The organism is Mesorhizobium sp. M1142, assembly GCF_040318565.1.
GTDB lineage: Bacteria > Pseudomonadota > Alphaproteobacteria > Rhizobiales > Rhizobiaceae > Mesorhizobium.
Genome location: NZ_JAMYMK010000011.1, coordinates 153422 through 169433, shown reverse-complemented (window position 1 = coordinate 169433; position 16012 = coordinate 153422). Strand labels below are relative to the sequence as shown.

Below are 16012 nucleotides of genomic sequence, written 5' to 3'. Positions count from 1 at the left end.
CGGTTTGCTGGGAGTCTCGGGGAAGTGGCCCTGCCTGCCGATCAATTAAGAGCCGCGCCCTCAGGGCAGATGAAGCGGACCTAGGCAGTACGGGCTATGGGGATTGTTTTGCACGACTATCAGACGACACTTAAATCGCGTGCGACGCTGACCGGCATCGGCGTTCACAGTGGCAATCCGGTCACTGTCCATTTCCTGCCGGCAGACGCCGATACGGGTGTCGTCTTCCAGCTTTCGAATGCAAACGGAAGCCACGAATTTCGCGCGCTCGTTTCCGAGGTCGGTGCCACCGACCTCTGCACCATGCTCGGCGATCCGCAAGGCGAGCACATCGCCACCGTCGAGCACCTGATGGCGACGCTTTTCGGGCTTGGGATCGACAATCTCGTCATCGAAATCGATGGCCATGAGGTGCCTATCCTCGACGGCAGCGCAGTGATGTTCGTCGAGGCCATTGACCAGGCAGGCATCGAAACGCTGCCGGTCAAGCGTCGCTACATCAGGGTGGTCAAGCCGGTTCGTATCGAGAACGGCGCCTGCTGGGCGGAGTTCCGGCCCTATGACGGCACGCGCTTCGAGATCGAGATCGATTTCGAAAGCCCGGCGATCGGGCGCCAGCTTTTTGCATCCGACATGAACGCCGACATTTTCCGGCGTGACGTCGCGCGGGCCCGCACTTTCGGTTTCATGAAGGACGTCGAGCGGCTGTGGGCGGCCGGCTATGCGCTCGGCTCCTCGTTGGAAAACTCCCTGGTGATCGGCGACGACAACCGCGTGATCAACATCGGAGGCCTGCGCTATCCGAACGAGTTCGCGCGCCACAAGACCATGGATGCGATGGGCGATCTGGCGCTCGCCGGCGCCCGGTTCATCGGCTGCTTCCGCTCCTATCGTGGTGGCCACAGGCTGAACGCCGCTGCGCTGCGCCGTCTATTGTCGGACCGTTCGGCTTTCGAGATCGTCGAGACGACGCGCCGCGAGCGCGGGCGTACCGCGGAGATGAGCGCCGTCAACGCACCCCTCTATGCGCCCTGGATGATCTGATTCTTAAGGTCTTACGGCCCACGTTGCGGTCAAGCTGTGTTGCATGGATGCATCACTGGCCGGCCAAATTACACGGCTTTCCAGGTGGCGCCAAACCGCCACAAAAATGTGCGATTGGCCGGGGATAGCGTTGCCGGGCAAGGCAATTATGGTTTATGGCTGCTGCCGTCGACTGAAATGACGCCGAAAGGGCGGAATCCAAACATGTTTTTCAAGCGAGTTGGTCAATCGAAGGCGCTGCGGCGGGCTGTTTTCCTGGCGCTTTCGGTGGTCGTTCCATCGCTGTTTCTGTCGGCCTGCATGTCGTCCGAGAAGGACGTCGACCTGTCGACCTATGTCGATCAGACCGAGCCGGCCGACGTGCTCTACAATCAGGGTCTCGCCAATCTGAATGCCGGGCGACTGCAGGAGGCAAGCCGCAAGTTCGATGCCGTCGACCGCCAGCATCCATATTCCGAATTCGCCCGCAAATCGATGGTGATGGGTGCCTTTGCCGACTACCGTCAGGGCAATTACGATGAGGCGATCGGTTCGGCCAAGCGCTACCTGACCCTCTACCCGTCGACCGACGATGCAGCCTATGCCCAATATATTATCGGGCTGAGCTACTACCGCCAGATCAAGGACGTCACCCAGGACCAGAAGGAAGCGCGTCTTACCGCGCAGACGATGCAGGACCTGGTGACGCGCTGGCCGACTTCCGAATATGTCGATGATGCCAAGGAGAAGATCCGCTTCGCCAACGATCAGCTCGCAGGCAAGGAGATGCAGATCGGCCGCTACTATCTCGAGCGCCGCGAATACATCGCGGCCGTCAAACGGTTCCGCAACGTCGTGGAGAACTATTCCAACACACGCCATGTCGAGGAAGCGCTGGCGCGTCTTACCGAGAGCTACTATGCGATGGGGCTGACGTCGGAAGCACAGACCGCTGCGGCCGTGCTCGGCACCAACTATCCCGACAGCCAGTGGTACAAGGACTCCTACAAGCTCCTGCAGAGTGGTGGGCTCGAGCCGCGCGAGAATGCCGGATCGTGGATCTCCAAGGCCGGGAAGCTGATCACCGGCGCCTGAGCGGCGCGTCACCATGCTCTCCAGACTGTCGATCCGCGATATCGTTCTGATCGAAAAGCTGGACATCGACTTCTCGTCCGGCCTTTCGGTCCTTACCGGCGAAACCGGCGCCGGAAAATCTATCCTGCTCGACGCTTTGTCGCTGGCGCTTGGCGCCCGCGGCGACGCTTCGCTGGTGCGGCATGGCGCGGCACAAGGCCAGATCATCGCCGTGTTCGACGTACCGCGCAACCACGCGGCTCGCATGCTGCTTGCCGAGAATGCCATCGAGGACGACGGCGACATCATCCTGCGCCGCGTCCAGACGGCTGACGGCCGCACGCGCGTGTTCGTCAATGACCAGCCGTCCAGCGTGACGCTGATGCGCGACATCGGCCGTGCGCTGGTCGAGATCCACGGCCAGCATGACGAGCGCGCTTTGGTCGATCCCGGCGCCCATCGCGAGTTGCTCGACAGTTTCGGCGGCCATCTCGGCGCTGCTCGGGCAACCGGCGAGGCGTGGCGGCATTGGCGTACCTGCGAGCAGGAATTTTCACGGCACCGGGCCAAAGTCGAGGCAGCTGCCCGTGAGGCCGATTATCTGCGTGCTGCGGTCGCCGAATTGACCAGGCTCGATCCGCAACCGGGCGAAGAGACCGAACTGGCCGAACTGCGCGCCTCGATGATGCGTGCCGAAAAGATCGCCTCGGAAATCCACGATGCGCAGGATGTGCTCTCGGGCCCGTCCTCGCCCTTGCCGCAACTGGCCAGCCTGCTCAGGCGGCTGCAGCGAAAGGCGACCGAAGCGCCGGGGCTGCTCGAGGACGTCGTCAAATCGCTCGACGAAGCGATGCTGTCGCTCGACGCGGCGCAGTCGGGCGTCGAAGCAGCACTTCGCGCGACCGAATATGATCCGCAGCGGCTGGAGAAGGCTGAGGAGCGGCTGTTTTCGCTGCGTGCCGCCTCGCGCAAGCACAGCGTCGCCGTGGATGACCTGGCGCAATTGCGTGACACCATGGCTGCCGACCTTGCCGATCTCGACGCCGGCGAGGAGCGCCTGCATGCGCTGGAGAAACAGGCTGCAGCGGCGCGCCAGGCCTACGACATTACGGCGGCCCAGCTGTCGTCGTTTCGCCATGCGGCGGCCGTCGGGCTGACCAAGGCGGTAATGGCCGAACTGCCGGCGCTGAAGCTCGAACGGGCCGAGTTCATCGTCGAGATCGCAAGCGATGCCGAGAGCCGCATGGAAGAAGGCATCGACCAGGTCGAGTTCTGGGTGCGCACCAATCCCGGCACCAGGCCCGGCCCAATGATGAAGGTCGCTTCCGGCGGCGAGCTTTCGCGCTTCCTGCTGGCGTTGAAAGTCGCGCTGGCCGATCGCGGGTCGGCGCCGACTTTGGTCTTTGATGAGATTGACACCGGCGTCGGCGGCGCGGTTGCCGACGCCATCGGCCAGCGGCTGGCGCGGCTGGCAAAACGCGTGCAGGTCCTTTCGGTCACGCATGCACCGCAAGTGGCCGCGCGCGCGGCGACGCATTTCCTCATCTCCAAATCAGGCGGTGCCGACCGGGTCTCGACCGGCATCGCCGAGATGGACCGGGCGGCACGGCAGGAAGAGATCGCACGCATGCTCGCCGGCGCCACCATTACAGACGAGGCGCGCGCGGCGGCCGAGCGGCTGCTGCGGGAGAACACCGCGGCAGCCTAGAGCGGTTCATCCTTCCGGAAACGCCGAACCGCTCTACCTCTTTGTTTTGCGCAATTCCGGACGGAAAACCGTTTCACAGTTTTCCTGGAATTGCTCCAGACGAGTTCGTTTCCGGCGCTCGCGACCTGAGTCAGGGTATGGCGCCATCCTGCTGTTCAGGAATGATTTTCGGCGTCTGGTCTCTCCCTGACGAGAGAATCCTGTTCTATTGTGTCGCGCCACCGTGGAGGGAGCAGTGCATGGACGAAAAACCAGTCGGTTCGCTCAGCGAAAGCGAGGCGGCAAGCGAGTTGATGCGGTTGGCGCAGGAGATCGCCGAGCACGACCGGCGCTACCATGGCGAGGACGCGCCGATAATCACGGATGCGGAATATGACGCGCTGACCCGGCGCAATCTCGCCATCGAACAGCGGTTCCCGCATCTTGTGCGCGAGGATTCGCCCTCGCGCAGGGTCGGCGCGCCGCCGGCGGAAGGTTTTGCCAAGGTGCGGCACGCGGTACCGATGCTCAGCCTGGCCAAGGCCTATACCGACCAGGACGTCGCGGACTTCATAGAACGGGGCCGGCGATTCTTTGATCGCGACAAGGATCTGAACATCGCCTTCACGGCAGAGCCGAAGATCGACGGGCTATCGGCTTCCCTGCGGTATGAAGGCGGTGTGTTCGTGCAGGGGGCAACGCGCGGCGACGGCGTCGTCGGCGAGGACATCACCGCCAATCTCAAGACCATCGCCGACATTCCCAAGACCTTGAAGGGATCGGGCTGGCCCGAGGTCATCGAAATACGCGGTGAGGTCTATATGACCTACGCGGAATTCGAGGCGCTGAAGCAACGCTCGGCGGCGATCGGCGGCCAGGATTACGTCAATCCGCGAAATACGGCGGCCGGGTCGCTCCGTCAGAAGGACCCGTCCGTTACCGCCAGCCGCAACCTCAAATTCTTTGCCTACGCCTGGGGCTATACTTCGAAGGATCCAGCTCCGACCCAATACGATTCCGTGCAAAAATTCGCGGAATGGGGGTTCAAGGTCAGTCCACTGATGGTCCGGGCAAAGTCGGTCGACGAACTGATCGCGCATTATCACCTCATCGAGGCCCAGCGCTCCTCGCTTGGCTATGACATCGACGGCGTGGTCTACAAGGTCGATCAATTGGAGCTGCAGCGCAGATGGGGCTTCGTCACCGGCGAACCACGCTGGGCCATCGCTCACAAATTTCCGGCCGAACAGGCGATGACGACCGTGCGCAGGATCGACATTCAGGTCGGCCGTACCGGTACGCTGGCGCCGGTTGCCCGGCTTGCCCCCATCACGGTCGGCGGCGTCGTGGTCGAAAATGTCACGCTTCACAACGAAGACTACATCAAGGGTCTGGACAGCAACGGCCAGCCGATCCGCGACGGCAACGACATACGTATCGGCGACACGGTGGTCATCCAGCGGGCGGGGGACGTCATTCCGCAGATCGTCAGCGTCGTCGTCGACAAGCGTCCGCCAGACGCCGTGCCCTACGAATTCCCGCACAAATGCCCGATCTGCGGCTCGCCGGCAACGCGCGAGATCAACGAGAAGACCGGCAAGGAAGATTCCCGCCGACGTTGCACCGGCGAGCTGATCTGCCCCGCCCAGGCCGTGGAAGGATTGCGTCACTTCGTGTCACGCGGCGCCATGGATATCGAAGGCCTGGGCGCTGAAAACATTGACCTGTTCTTCAATGCCGGGTTGGTCAAGACAGCAGCCGATATCTTCACTCTCCGGGATCGCCGTCCCGCCGTCATCAAGGCATTGGCGGAGCGGCGGGAGGAGCAGGCCAGACAGCGTGAGGCCGCATCGGGCAAAACGCGGAAGAATGTACGCGGTGTCGAAGAACGCAACTATGAAGGTCTCGACAAGCTCTTCGCTGCCATCGACGCTCGCCGCGAACCGGAACTCGATCGCTTCATCTTTGCGCTGGGCATCCGCCATATCGGCGAAACGACGGCCGCTGTGCTCGCCCGAACCTTCTCGACGGTCGAGGAGTTGATCCGCATTGGCAAGGAGACAGCAGCGGCAGCCGATCCACACAGCGTTTTTCCTTCGATCAACGGCATCGGCGATAGCGTGATAGGCGCTCTTCGCGATTTCTTCGGCAATGAACGCAACGACGCCGTGCTTGAAGCGCTGCTCACACAGGTCCACCCGAAGCCGTACATCGTGAACGTCTCAGCCGATAGTGCGGTCGCCGGCAAGACGATCGTGTTTACAGGCACGCTCGAAAAGATGACGCGCCCCGAGGCCAAGGCGATGGCTGAACGTCTCGGCGCGAAGGTCGCCGGCTCGGTTTCCGCGAAGACCGACCTCGTCGTCGCCGGGCCCGGTGCTGGCTCCAAGCTCAAGCTGGCTGCCGAACACGGTATCGAAGTCATCGATGAGGATGCCTGGCTCGAGCGGATCGGCAAGGGCTCGTGATGCCGGCTGAATTCAATGGTTTCGGTGGCAAGGCCATTCCCTTCCTCAAGGCACTGGATTTTCATCAGAGCCGGGAGTGGTTTTTGGAAAACCGCGAGCTCTTCGAGCGGGACCTGCGCAATCCCTTCGGCGATCTGGTCGAGGCGCTCTCCGAGCGCTTCACGGCATTGGGGCTCGGCCTGCGCGGCGACCGCAAGAAGTCGCTGTTCCGGATTAATCGCGACGTGCGTTTCGCCAAGGACAAACGGCCTTACAACCGGCATCTGTCGGCGATCCTTTCGCCCGACGGCACCAAGATGGAACAGGGCGTGTTTTACATCCACATCGGGCTCGAGCGCTGCTTTGCCGCTGTTGCCTGGTGGCAGCCCGGACCGGAGCTATTGCTGGCGCTGCGCAACGCCATCGCAAAGCGGCCCGCTGAGTTCCGCACGCTCGTCGCGGCGCTGAAGAAGAATGATCTCGAGCTCGACCCGGACGGCTGTATGAAGCGCACGCCGCGCGGCTTCGAGCACGTTATCGAGCCCGATCTCGTGGCCGCCATCCGCAACCGGCATTTCGCCGTCCGGCACGCAATCGAGCCGGCGGATATCTACGGAGCTGGATTGGTCGACGAACTCGTCGACTTCGTCATGCGGGCAAAACCGCTGCTCGACTGGGGCAGGGCGATCGAAGGCAAGGCTTCGCAGCGCTAGCGGAAAAGTCAGACGGTCAGCTGCGCCGCGCAGTGTAGAGGCTGGTGGTCATGTTGCGGGTTATGGAGCCTTGGAACTCGTCGCGGACGATGCGACCCAGCTCCGCCAGGATTGCTTCGCGGTCACTGCGGATGTTGATATTGGAAAAAGTGGCATAGAGGGCGACCGTCTGGTCAGGATCGAGGACGAGCGACCAGACACTTGTCCGATGTTCGATGGCATCGAACGCGCCGGTTCGCTCCAGTGCCGCCACGCGGGCCTCGGCATCAAGGGCGAACGGAATACCATTTGAGCCCGCCGACGGGCTCGAAGGCCCGTCAAGCAGCGCCTTGGTCGCATCATGAAAGGGATCGGGGCGACTGTCGTCGCCGAATACATTCCAGACCATTGCCCACCAGCCGCCCGGCCGAAGCAGCTCTGCGACCTTGATCAGCGCCGTGTCCTCATCCAGCCAATGAAAGGCAGTGGCGCTGACACCGAGATCAAAACCGGCCTTCTCAAGGACGGCATCCTCAAACGCAGAGACGCTCACCGAGAGCGCCTTGTCCTGAATAGTCTCGCAAAGGAAAGTCGCGAGGCGGGAATCCGGCTCAATGGCGAGCAACGGGCTCGCGCCCAGTTCGAGTAAGCGGCGCGTTGCAGTTCCTGTACCTGCGCCAATCTCGAACGTCGCCGTGCCATGCGCGAGACGGCACCGCTCACATAGAATTTCGAATACCCAATCAGGATACCCAGGTCGCGTCGCGTGATAGCTGCCGGGATCGGCGCCGAAGGCCAGGCGGCCGAATTTTGGATCGATGAAAAATTCGCTCATTGGAACCACCTGTCCGGCCCAGCAGGTTGGTCTATGGCCGTCGCTTCGGCAAGGACCGATCGTCGCCAACGAATATGCGCTCAGGTACCAAGCCTCTGATTTTGTCCACAAGTCTGGAAGCGAACTTGCCGCGATGCTTCAGCTATCATTTCCGCTGATCGTTTGCCTCAAGCGAATTGGTGTGACAAGCCGGACCGCCCTCTCTACATACGGCCCTTCCCAAGGAGCGGTCGATGTCGGCGGAAGCAATCTCCGAAAACGGTGCGAGAAGCGATTTCTGGGACGGCGTGCGGCTGAGCATGCCCGTCGTGGTGGCGTCGGCACCGTTTGCATTGCTGTTCGGGGCGCTCGCCGTCGACAACGGCTTTTCCGTGATCGAGGCGTTCTTGATGAGCGCGACGGTGTTCGGCGGCGCCAGCCAGATGGTCGGCATCGAGCTGTTCGGGCAGCATGTCGCGCCGTGGCTGATCGTGCTGTCGATCTTCGCCGTGAATTTTCGGCATGTGCTCTATTCGGCCGGTATCGGCCGGCGAATCGCGCATTGGCCGCTGGTGCAGCAGGCGATAGGCTACTTCGTGCTGACCGATCCGCAGTTCGCGGTGGCCGAGCGCAAGGCGGAGGCCGGCGAGACCGTCGGCTTTGCCTGGTATATGGGGCTCGGGCTGCCGGTCTACGTGTTCTGGGTCATCGAAAGCGCGCTCGGGGCGGTGTTCGGCAAACTTATTCCCGACACCCACGCGCTGGGCATCGACTTCCTGCTGCCGATCTATTTTCTCGGCCTGGTCATGAGCTTCCGCAAGCGGCCGCTGTGGCTGCCGGTGGTCGTCGCAAGCGCTGCCGCCTCCATCATTGCCTACAAGACGGTCGGCTCGCCCTGGCATGTCTCCATCGGCGCGCTGGCCGGCGTGCTGCTCGCCGTCATCCTGCCGCCCCGCCACAGCGGCGTGGAGGTACGACCATGAGCACGACGTTGTGGATCATCGTCGCCGCTTCGATCGCGACCTATTTGACACGCATTGGCGGTCATCTGGTGATCTCACGCTTCGACCATATCCATCCGCGTGTTGAGGCCGGGCTGAACGCCGTGCCGGCGGCGGTGCTGACCACGCTTGTGGCGCCGGCAGCGCTGAGCGCCGGACCGGCGGAATGGGGGGCCTTGGTCGTCGCCGGCCTGGTCTCGCTGCGCGGCGGCCTTATGGCGATGTTCCTGGCGGGTGCTGCCGTGCTGATCCTCGCGCGGCAGGTCGTCGGCTGATCGACTTTTGCCTTGGCGGCGAGAGCACACATGCGCTTTACCGCAGCGACTATTGCGGCGCTGACCCGCGACAGGCTCAGCCGGATCGCCTCCGATCTCTTCTGGTGGGCGCGACGGACGGCGTCGCTATAGAGCGCTTCGCGCTGCTTCGGCGTCAATGCGCTTAGATCGGTCGGCTGGATGCCGAAGGGCTCACGCGACATTTCCATCTCGCCAGGTTTGCCGTGTTCATCGGCAGCTACACCGGCGATTTACGGGAAAGGCATAATCAGCTAAAATGAATAATTAAGATCGTTATGTTCTCCAGGAGAGATGTATGGACTTGGCCGATCTGCGCATCTTCCGCACGGTGGTGCGCGAGGGCGGAATCACCAGGGCGGCGGAAAAACTGTTTCGCGTGCAATCGAACGTGACCACACGCATCCGGCAGCTCGAAGAGGATCTCGGCGTGCAGCTGTTTATCCGGGAGGGCAAGCGCCTGCACGTATCGCCCGCCGGTCACAAATTGGTCGGGTATGCGGATCGGTTGCTGGCGCTTGCAGAGGAGGCGCGAACGGCGATGCTTGATCCACGCCCGCGCGGCACGCTTCGCCTAGGTGCCATGGAGAGCACCGCCGCGGCACGGCTTCCAAGTCTGCTCGCCGAATATCACGCACGTCATCCCGACGTGGAAATCCAGTTGCGCACCGGCAATCCGCAGGTTCTCGCGACGGCCATGCTTGCCGGCGACCTCGATGCAGCGTTCGCCGCCGAGCCGATCGCCGACGCTCCGTTCGAAAAGCTGCCCGCATTTCACGAGCAGCTGGTCATTGTCTCGGCGGCATCGCGCGTTTCGATCGACGACCGCCTGGACATGCCCAAAACAATGATAGCCTTCGAGCACGGCTGCCCGCACCGCCGGCGGCTGGAACAATGGTATGCGCGAAGAGGGTTCATGGCCGAGAAAACCATCGAGCTTGGTTCATACCATGCCATCCTTGGTTGCGTGGTGGCTGGCATGGGCATAGCGCTGATGCCGAAAAGTGTGCTTTCGGGTTTCCCAGAGAGCCACTGGCTAAATCTGCACGAACTGCCCGCTGACGAAGACAACGCCGTCACGGTGTTGTTTTGGCGCAAGGGAGCCGATTCTCCCAACGTCACGGCTTTGCAGGGACTGCTTGCGGAGCAAAGTCTGTCACTCGGCGTTGCGGCCGCGGCTATTGCTTGAAGTCGTGCGGCAGAGGGGCGGTTGCTTTTTCCAGCCAGGCCAGCGTTTCGCCGTCGAGCATCGGTCCAATCTCGGCCAGTACGCGCGCATGGTATTCGTCAAGCCAATGCAACTCGTCGCGGGTTAAAAGGTCCGATCGGACCAGCCGCTTGTCGATCGGCGCCAGCGTCAGTGTCTCGAAGCCGTGCATGGCGATGTCGCCGCCCTCGATTGCCTCGGCCGGTGTCACCAGAATCAAGTTCTCGATGCGGATGCCGTAGGAACCTTCCTTGTAATAGCCGGGCTCGTTGGAGAGGATCATGCCGGCTAGCAGCTTTTCGGTGCCGGTCTTGGCGATACGTTGCGGGCCCTCATGCACGGCAAGATAGGACCCGACACCGTGCCCGGTACCATGGGCGAAATCGCAGCCGTGTCTCCATAGCGCCAGGCGCGCCACCGCATCGATTTCGGAGCCGCGCGTGCCCTGGGGAAAGCGCAGCATGGAGATGCCGATCATGCCTTTCAGCACCAGCGTGAAGCGTTCGCGCATCTCTTCGGTCGGCGCGCCGATCGGCACGGTGCGGGTGATGTCGGTGGTGCCGTCCTGGTACTGCCCGCCGGAATCGAGCAGGAACAGCTCGCCATCCCCCAGCTTGCGATTGGTGGCGCGGGAGACGCGGTAGTGCATGATGGCGCCGTTAGGGCCGGCGCCGGAGATGGTGTCGAACGATACGTCGCGCAGCGGCATCTGCGTTTCTTCGCCGGTCTGACGGCGCGTCTCCTCAAGCCTGGTGACAACGGCGATTTCGTCGAGCGTGCCGGGCTTCTGGCGGTCGAGCCAGCACAGCAGCTTGGCGACCGCGGCGCCGTCGCGGCGATGTGCGGCGCGGGCGCCGGCGATCTCAGCTTTGTTCTTTGTTGCGCGTGGAATGCGGGCCGGATCGGCCGTGGCAATGACGGTGCCGCCATTATCCTCGACCAGCATTCTGAGCTTGTCCGCCGCGAGAACCGGGTCCAGCGCGATTTTTGCGCCGCCCTTGGCCCGGGTGACGATTGCCGATCCGAATTCACCTGGTTCGTGCAATTCGGCGAGCTGCGTCAGGTAGGCCGCAACGGTGCGCGAAAACTTGCGCTGGTCCATGAAAAGCAGATGCGAGCCGTCGGCGGCCAGCACGGCAAAGCCGAGCGCCAGCGGTGTGTGCGGTACGTCACCGCCACGGATGTCGAAGGCCCAGGCAATCGAGGAGGGGTCGGTCAGCACGGCATGGGTGGCGCCATCCTTCTCGATGGCCGCTGCCAGCCGCACCAGCTTGTCCTTAGCCAGTTCGCCGGCAAAGCCGATCGGGTGGATCTCGACCGGCGCCAGTGGCGGTCCAGGCTGGTCCTGCCAGATCGCGTCGATCGGATTCTCTTCGAGCGGCACCAGTGTCGCGCCGGATTTCTCGGCCGAGGCTTTCAGCGCCTTGACGTCGCTGATCGTATGCAGCCACGGATCGAAGCCCAATCGCACGCCCTTGCCGAGATTGTCCTTGATCCAGTTGGCCGGCGGGTTGTCGACAAGGCTCTCGATCGAAAAGATGTCGAGATCGACCTCCTGGCGCACCTGCAGCGTGTAGCGCCCGTCGACAAACATGACGGCGCGCTCGCCAAGTACAATGACGACACCGGCCGAGCCGCTGAAGCCGGTCAGCCATTTCAGCCGTGCCGAGCGGTCGGCGACATATTCGCCCTGGTGCTCGTCGGCACGGGGCACGATGAAGCCATCCAGCCCGTTCGACGCCAACCATTGGCGCAGCATTGCCACGCGCGGCTTGCCAACGGCCGGATCGCCGGCGGAATCGAAGGACTGGAACATGTCGGCTCTCCTCGAATGATGGCGCGACCGTAGCGCATGACTTCGAAAATCGGAATCGATTTTCGGAACGATCATCCCTGGTCGCCGCAGTGTCTTTTTGTGCATGGAGGCCATGCAGAATCGGCGATTTCAAAAAGCGTCAGCAGAGCTTACCTTCTTAACGTGGAGGAAAAGTCCTGTTGCCCTGCAAAGGAGACCGTCATGTCCTCGATTTCAGCCAGACGCGGATTTTTCAGAAACGCTGTGAAAGCGCTGATCGAAGCTCGCCAGCGCGAAGCGAGCCGGTATGTGAGCGGCGTTCTGCTTGGCTTTGATGACGAAACGCTGAAAGCTCACGGCTACGATCGCGAACAGCTGAAGAAAGCGGCGAACTCGCGCTAGGTCCGAGCAGGTTCCGGCTTGCGTTGAAAGCGTCGCGCCTCAGCGCTTGAGGTGAATCGTCACCCAGCCCTCGCGGTGCAAGGTGCGGACGTGCCGGAATTTCTGGCGGACATAGGCCGCGATTACCGCATCGCGCTGGCGCTCGAGGATGCCCGACAAAACAATCGAGCCACCGAGCGCGATATGCCCGGCCATTTGCGGCGCCAGACGCATCAGCGGCCGCGCCAATATGTTGGCGACGATCAGGTCGAAGGGCGCACGCGCGGCAAAGATCGGATGATGAAAACCGGGCGCCGCTACCGTTTCAATGAGCCCCTTGACGTGGTTCAGCCGCGCATTGGCAGCGGCCACCTTGACGGCGACCGGGTCGATGTCCGTTGCCAGCACCGGAACATGCGCGAGCTTGGCCACCGCGATGGCGAGCACCGCGCTGCCAGTGCCAAGGTCGAGCGCGTTGCGCGGATGCTCGCGCTGTATGACCTGCTCCAGCATTTCGAGGCAGCCGGCGGTGGTGCCGTGATGGCCGGTGCCGAAGGCAAGGCCGGCCTCGATCTCGATGGCGAGTTCGCCGCTGTGGCGCTTCCTGCGGTCATGCGCGCCGTGGACGAAGAAGCGCCCGGCCCGTACCGGCTTCAATCCCTCCAGCGAGCGCGCCACCCAGTCGATGTCGGGCAGCGCTTCTCGCTCTATCGGTTTCGACAGCGACAGTCCGGCCAGGATGTCCCTAAGCCGTGCCTCGACCGCATCGACGTCGTCGTCGGCATAGAGCGATACTTCGTGGATATCGCGGTCCTCGTCGACCTCGAGCACCGCAACCGGCAGGCCCTCTTCGTCGAACGCCGCACCGAGCGCCGCGAAGATGCGATCAGCCTCGATCTTGCCCGCGGTGAAATACAAACGCGTCTGCGTCATTCCCGGATACGTCAACCTTCCGCCGCCAGCCGCTTGAGCTTGGCGATGGCGGCGTCCGGGCTTTCGCCATAGGCAATGGTGCCGGCGAAATCGCCCTTGCCGTTGAGCAGCAGCACCGAAGCGGTGTGGTCCATCGTGTAGTCGCCGTCGTTCGTGTCGACTTTCTTCCAGTAGATGCCGAAGGACTTGGCCATGGCGTGGACCTTGTCCGGATCGCCTGATATGCCGAGGATGCGATCGGAGAAATTGCTGACATAGGTGTTCATGATTTCGGGCGTATCGCGCTCCGGGTCGACCGTAACGAAATAGGCACGCAGGTTCTTGCCGTCGTCGCCCATCGTCTTCAGCCAGCCGGCCAACTCGAAAAGCGTGGTTGGGCAGACTTCCGGACAGTGCGTGAAGCCGAAGAAGACGACGCTGGGGTGGCCGCGAAACGCGGCTTCGGTGACCGGCGCGCCCTTCTGGTCGACCAGCGTGAACGGTGCTCCGAACGGCTCGCCGCCATAATGTCCGCGGTACCAGTCGAAGGTGAGCCAGCCGATTCCGGCGGCCATCAGGACGAGAATACCGACCAGAATTGAACGCATCATCAGTGAAAGTCCGTCGTTATTCCATCGGGCGCCGGGTTGGCGCCGTGAAGGCCCTGGCTTGGCGAACACTCTTAGCGGTTCGGTCGCGCCGACGCAAAGATGTCGCGTTGCCGCAACCGGCAATCCTGTGGGAGGCGATCTGCTTGCAAAGCGCTGCCGTTCGTCCCACCTGAGGTCGGCAAAATTTGAACCGCAGGAGGCCTCTTTGCGAAAACTGATTGGCGGCGCGTTAGCCGCATGCCTTGTCATTGGCGCCGGCGCGGCCGCCGCCGAGGAAGTCGGCAAGGTCGGCGTCGATTGGCTCGGCAACGATATCATCGTCGAGGCGATCAAGGATCCGAAGGTCGAGGGCGTGACCTGCCACGTCTCCTATTTCGACCGTGGCATGATCGACCGCCTGCAGAAAGGCAACTGGTTCGAGGACCCGTCCGATTCCTCGATCTCCTGCCGCCAGACCGGGCCGATCACCATTGGCGACATCGACATGAGCGAGGCCGGCGAGGAGGTGTTCAAGCAAGGCATCAGCCTGATCTGGAAAAAGCAGGTGGTGAACCGCATCTACGACAAGGCCAACGAGACGCTGATTTACCTGTCGCATTCACGCCAGGTGCAGGATGGCTCGGCAAAAATGTCGGTCACCACCGTGCCGCTCTACGGCCAGAACGTGGTGTGGACCAGCGGCAAGCCGAAATAGAGACTGAAGGTGCTACAGGGTCCTTGGCGCGTCCAAACGGATGCGCGGCGCTGCACTCGGCTTGCGAGACTATGCGCGCGGGCGTAAAGCGCGCGCATGGACCGTCCCGAACACCTTGTCCTGAAAGATCCCGAGCCGCGCATCCATCCGACGGCGGAGCTGAAGGCGTGCAAGCTTGGACGCTACGCGTCGATCGGCGAGCGGGTCATCCTGCGCGAGGTGACGGTCGGCGACTTTTCCTACTTCGAGCGCCACGCCGAGGCGATCTATACGACGATCGGCAAATTCTGCTCGATCGCCGCCAACAGCCGCATCAATGCGCTGGAGCATCCGGTCGAGCGGCTGACGCAGCACAAAATCAGCTATCGGCCCAACGAGTACTTCCGCTGGCTGGGTGTCGATCAGGCATTCCGCGACCGGCGGCGGGCGAGAGCCGTCAGCATCGGCCATGATGTCTGGATCGGCCATAGCGCCGTGATCATGCCTGGCATAGTGATCGGCAACGGCGCGATCGTCGGTGCCAACGCGGTGGTGACGCGAGACCTGCCGGCCTATGCAATCGTCGCCGGCGTTCCGGCCAGGCCATTGCGGCAGCGCTTCAGCGCGGGAACTGCGGCCCGGATCGAACGTCTTGCCTGGTGGGACTGGCCGGTCGAGAAACTGGCCAGGGCAGTCCCCGACATGCAGGCCTTGCCCATCGAGGCTTTCCTCGACCGCTGGGAAAACGACGCCGCCTGAGTTCGGGCTATCTGCAAGCGGTCCGACGGCCTGCGCGATCTGCTCCTCCAACAATGTACCCGCGACCTTCCGCCGCGAGGGAACCAGGAGCGGCTGCCAACTGTTTCTGCAGACACAATGAACTCGGCTTCCGTCCGGGTTCGTCGCCCGGCTGCTGAGGGAGTTTGAATGATTGAGAAGCTTTTCACCAGGATCGCCAACAACGTCGCCCATTTTGCCGGCCTGCCGCCGACGTTTGCCGTCTGTTTCCTGATCATCGTCGTCTGGGCTGCAAGCGGGCCGATGTTCGGCTTTTCGGACACGTGGCAGCTCGTCATCAACACCGGCACGACGGTCGTCACCTTCCTGATGGTGTTTCTCATTCAGAACACCCAGAACCGCGATGGCGCCGCGATCCAGGCGAAGCTCGACGAATTGATCCGGGTCAGCACAGCCCAGAACACCTTCATCGGTATCGAACACCTGACTGAGACCGAAGTCGAAGAGATCCGCAAGAAATGCGAACAGGCAGCGAAGCGGCATGATCAGAAGCTTGCCGAGTTGGCAGCCGAGAAAGCCATGGCGAAGAAGCGGAACACGAAGAAGCATGCGGCGGCGTGATATAAAGGTCCGGCGCATACCTGCGAACATCGGATCCGATTCT

16 protein-coding genes are annotated in these 16012 nt (G+C 62.5%); 12 read left to right on the top strand and 4 right to left on the bottom strand.

Features of this window, described 5'->3' with window-relative positions; all coding sequences use genetic code 11:
• The first annotated feature begins 96 nt into the window (after window positions 1-96).
• The 5 genes from lpxC (at window position 97) to NKH42_RS19575 (ending at window position 6944) form a co-directional block, all read left to right on the top strand.
• Window positions 97-1044 (top strand): UDP-3-O-acyl-N-acetylglucosamine deacetylase, encoded by a 948-nt coding sequence (lpxC, locus tag NKH42_RS19595; protein ID WP_352505603.1) that lies wholly within the window; start codon window positions 97-99, stop codon window positions 1042-1044.
• 204 nt (window positions 1045-1248) lie between these two features.
• Complete coding sequence (locus tag NKH42_RS19590) at window positions 1249-2118, top strand: outer membrane protein assembly factor BamD (protein ID WP_254818981.1); 870 nt, start codon at window positions 1249-1251, stop codon at window positions 2116-2118.
• Window positions 2119-2131: 13 nt separating this feature from the next.
• Window positions 2132-3805, top strand: a complete 1674-nt coding sequence (gene recN, locus NKH42_RS19585) for a DNA repair protein RecN (RefSeq protein ID WP_352505604.1) — start codon at window positions 2132-2134, stop codon at window positions 3803-3805.
• A 239-nt stretch (window positions 3806-4044) separates the two neighbouring features.
• Window positions 4045-6252, top strand: coding sequence for an NAD-dependent DNA ligase LigA (gene ligA / locus NKH42_RS19580; protein ID WP_352505605.1), 2208 nt, complete (start codon window positions 4045-4047; stop codon window positions 6250-6252).
• Window positions 6252-6944, top strand: coding sequence for a DUF2461 domain-containing protein (locus NKH42_RS19575; RefSeq protein ID WP_352505606.1), 693 nt, complete (start codon window positions 6252-6254; stop codon window positions 6942-6944). The genes ligA and NKH42_RS19575 overlap by 1 nt, the downstream gene beginning before the upstream one ends.
• 16 nt (window positions 6945-6960) lie before the next feature.
• Here the strand turns inward: NKH42_RS19575 and NKH42_RS19570 are convergent, their stop codons facing one another.
• Window positions 6961-7758, bottom strand: a complete 798-nt coding sequence (locus NKH42_RS19570; protein WP_352505607.1) for a class I SAM-dependent methyltransferase — start codon at window positions 7756-7758, stop codon at window positions 6961-6963.
• Window positions 7759-7991: 233 nt separating this feature from the next.
• On the opposite strand from NKH42_RS19570, the gene NKH42_RS19565 reads away from it, so the two are divergent.
• The 3 genes from NKH42_RS19565 to NKH42_RS19555 all read left to right on the top strand — a co-directional run bounded on the left by NKH42_RS19565 (window position 7992) and on the right by NKH42_RS19555 (window position 10220).
• The gene (locus NKH42_RS19565; protein ID WP_352687587.1) at window positions 7992-8720 is read left to right on the top strand and encodes an AzlC family ABC transporter permease; all 729 of its coding nucleotides are present in this window, start codon (window positions 7992-7994) and stop codon (window positions 8718-8720) included.
• Window positions 8717-9013, top strand: a complete 297-nt coding sequence (locus NKH42_RS19560; protein WP_254818975.1) for an AzlD family protein — start codon at window positions 8717-8719, stop codon at window positions 9011-9013. The genes NKH42_RS19565 and NKH42_RS19560 overlap by 4 nt, the downstream gene beginning before the upstream one ends.
• Window positions 9014-9335: 322 nt before the next feature.
• Window positions 9336-10220, top strand: coding sequence for a LysR family transcriptional regulator (locus tag NKH42_RS19555; RefSeq protein ID WP_352505610.1), 885 nt, complete (start codon window positions 9336-9338; stop codon window positions 10218-10220).
• Here the strand turns inward: NKH42_RS19555 and NKH42_RS19550 are convergent.
• Window positions 10210-12054: an aminopeptidase P family protein gene (locus tag NKH42_RS19550; RefSeq protein ID WP_352505611.1), complete on the bottom strand. Its 1845-nt coding sequence runs from the start codon at window positions 12052-12054 to the stop codon at window positions 10210-10212. The two genes, NKH42_RS19555 and NKH42_RS19550, sit on opposite strands and share 11 nt — an antisense overlap.
• Window positions 12055-12090: 36 nt before the next feature.
• On the opposite strand from NKH42_RS19550, the gene NKH42_RS19545 reads away from it, so the two are divergent.
• Entirely contained in the window at window positions 12091-12435 is a 345-nt protein-coding gene (locus NKH42_RS19545) for a hypothetical protein (protein ID WP_254818972.1), read from the top strand.
• A 39-nt stretch (window positions 12436-12474) separates the two neighbouring features.
• On the opposite strand, the gene NKH42_RS19540 is transcribed toward NKH42_RS19545, so the two are convergent.
• Both NKH42_RS19540 and NKH42_RS19535 read right to left on the bottom strand, forming a co-directional pair.
• Window positions 12475-13347 carry a 50S ribosomal protein L11 methyltransferase gene (locus NKH42_RS19540; RefSeq protein ID WP_352687590.1) on the bottom strand — a complete coding sequence of 291 codons (873 nt, stop codon included), beginning with the start codon at window positions 13345-13347 and terminating at the stop codon, window positions 12475-12477.
• Window positions 13348-13358: 11 nt separating this feature from the next.
• On the bottom strand, window positions 13359-13937 hold the full coding sequence (locus NKH42_RS19535) for an SCO family protein (RefSeq protein ID WP_352505613.1): 579 nt from the start codon (window positions 13935-13937) through the stop codon (window positions 13359-13361).
• A 205-nt stretch (window positions 13938-14142) separates the two neighbouring features.
• Here NKH42_RS19535 and NKH42_RS19530 point away from each other — a divergent pair, with 205 nt between their 5' ends.
• From NKH42_RS19530 to NKH42_RS19520, 3 genes are all read left to right on the top strand, one after another.
• A complete protein-coding gene (locus tag NKH42_RS19530; protein WP_254818969.1) occupies window positions 14143-14631 on the top strand; it encodes a CreA family protein in 489 nt (162 codons plus the stop codon).
• 96 nt (window positions 14632-14727) lie between these two features.
• Window positions 14728-15369 carry a DapH/DapD/GlmU-related protein gene (locus NKH42_RS19525; RefSeq protein ID WP_352505614.1) on the top strand — a complete coding sequence of 214 codons (642 nt, stop codon included), beginning with the start codon at window positions 14728-14730 and terminating at the stop codon, window positions 15367-15369.
• Window positions 15370-15537: 168 nt separating this feature from the next.
• Window positions 15538-15969 (top strand): low affinity iron permease family protein, encoded by a 432-nt coding sequence (locus tag NKH42_RS19520; RefSeq protein ID WP_031211766.1) that lies wholly within the window; start codon window positions 15538-15540, stop codon window positions 15967-15969.
• The last annotated feature ends 43 nt before the right edge of the window (window positions 15970-16012 follow it).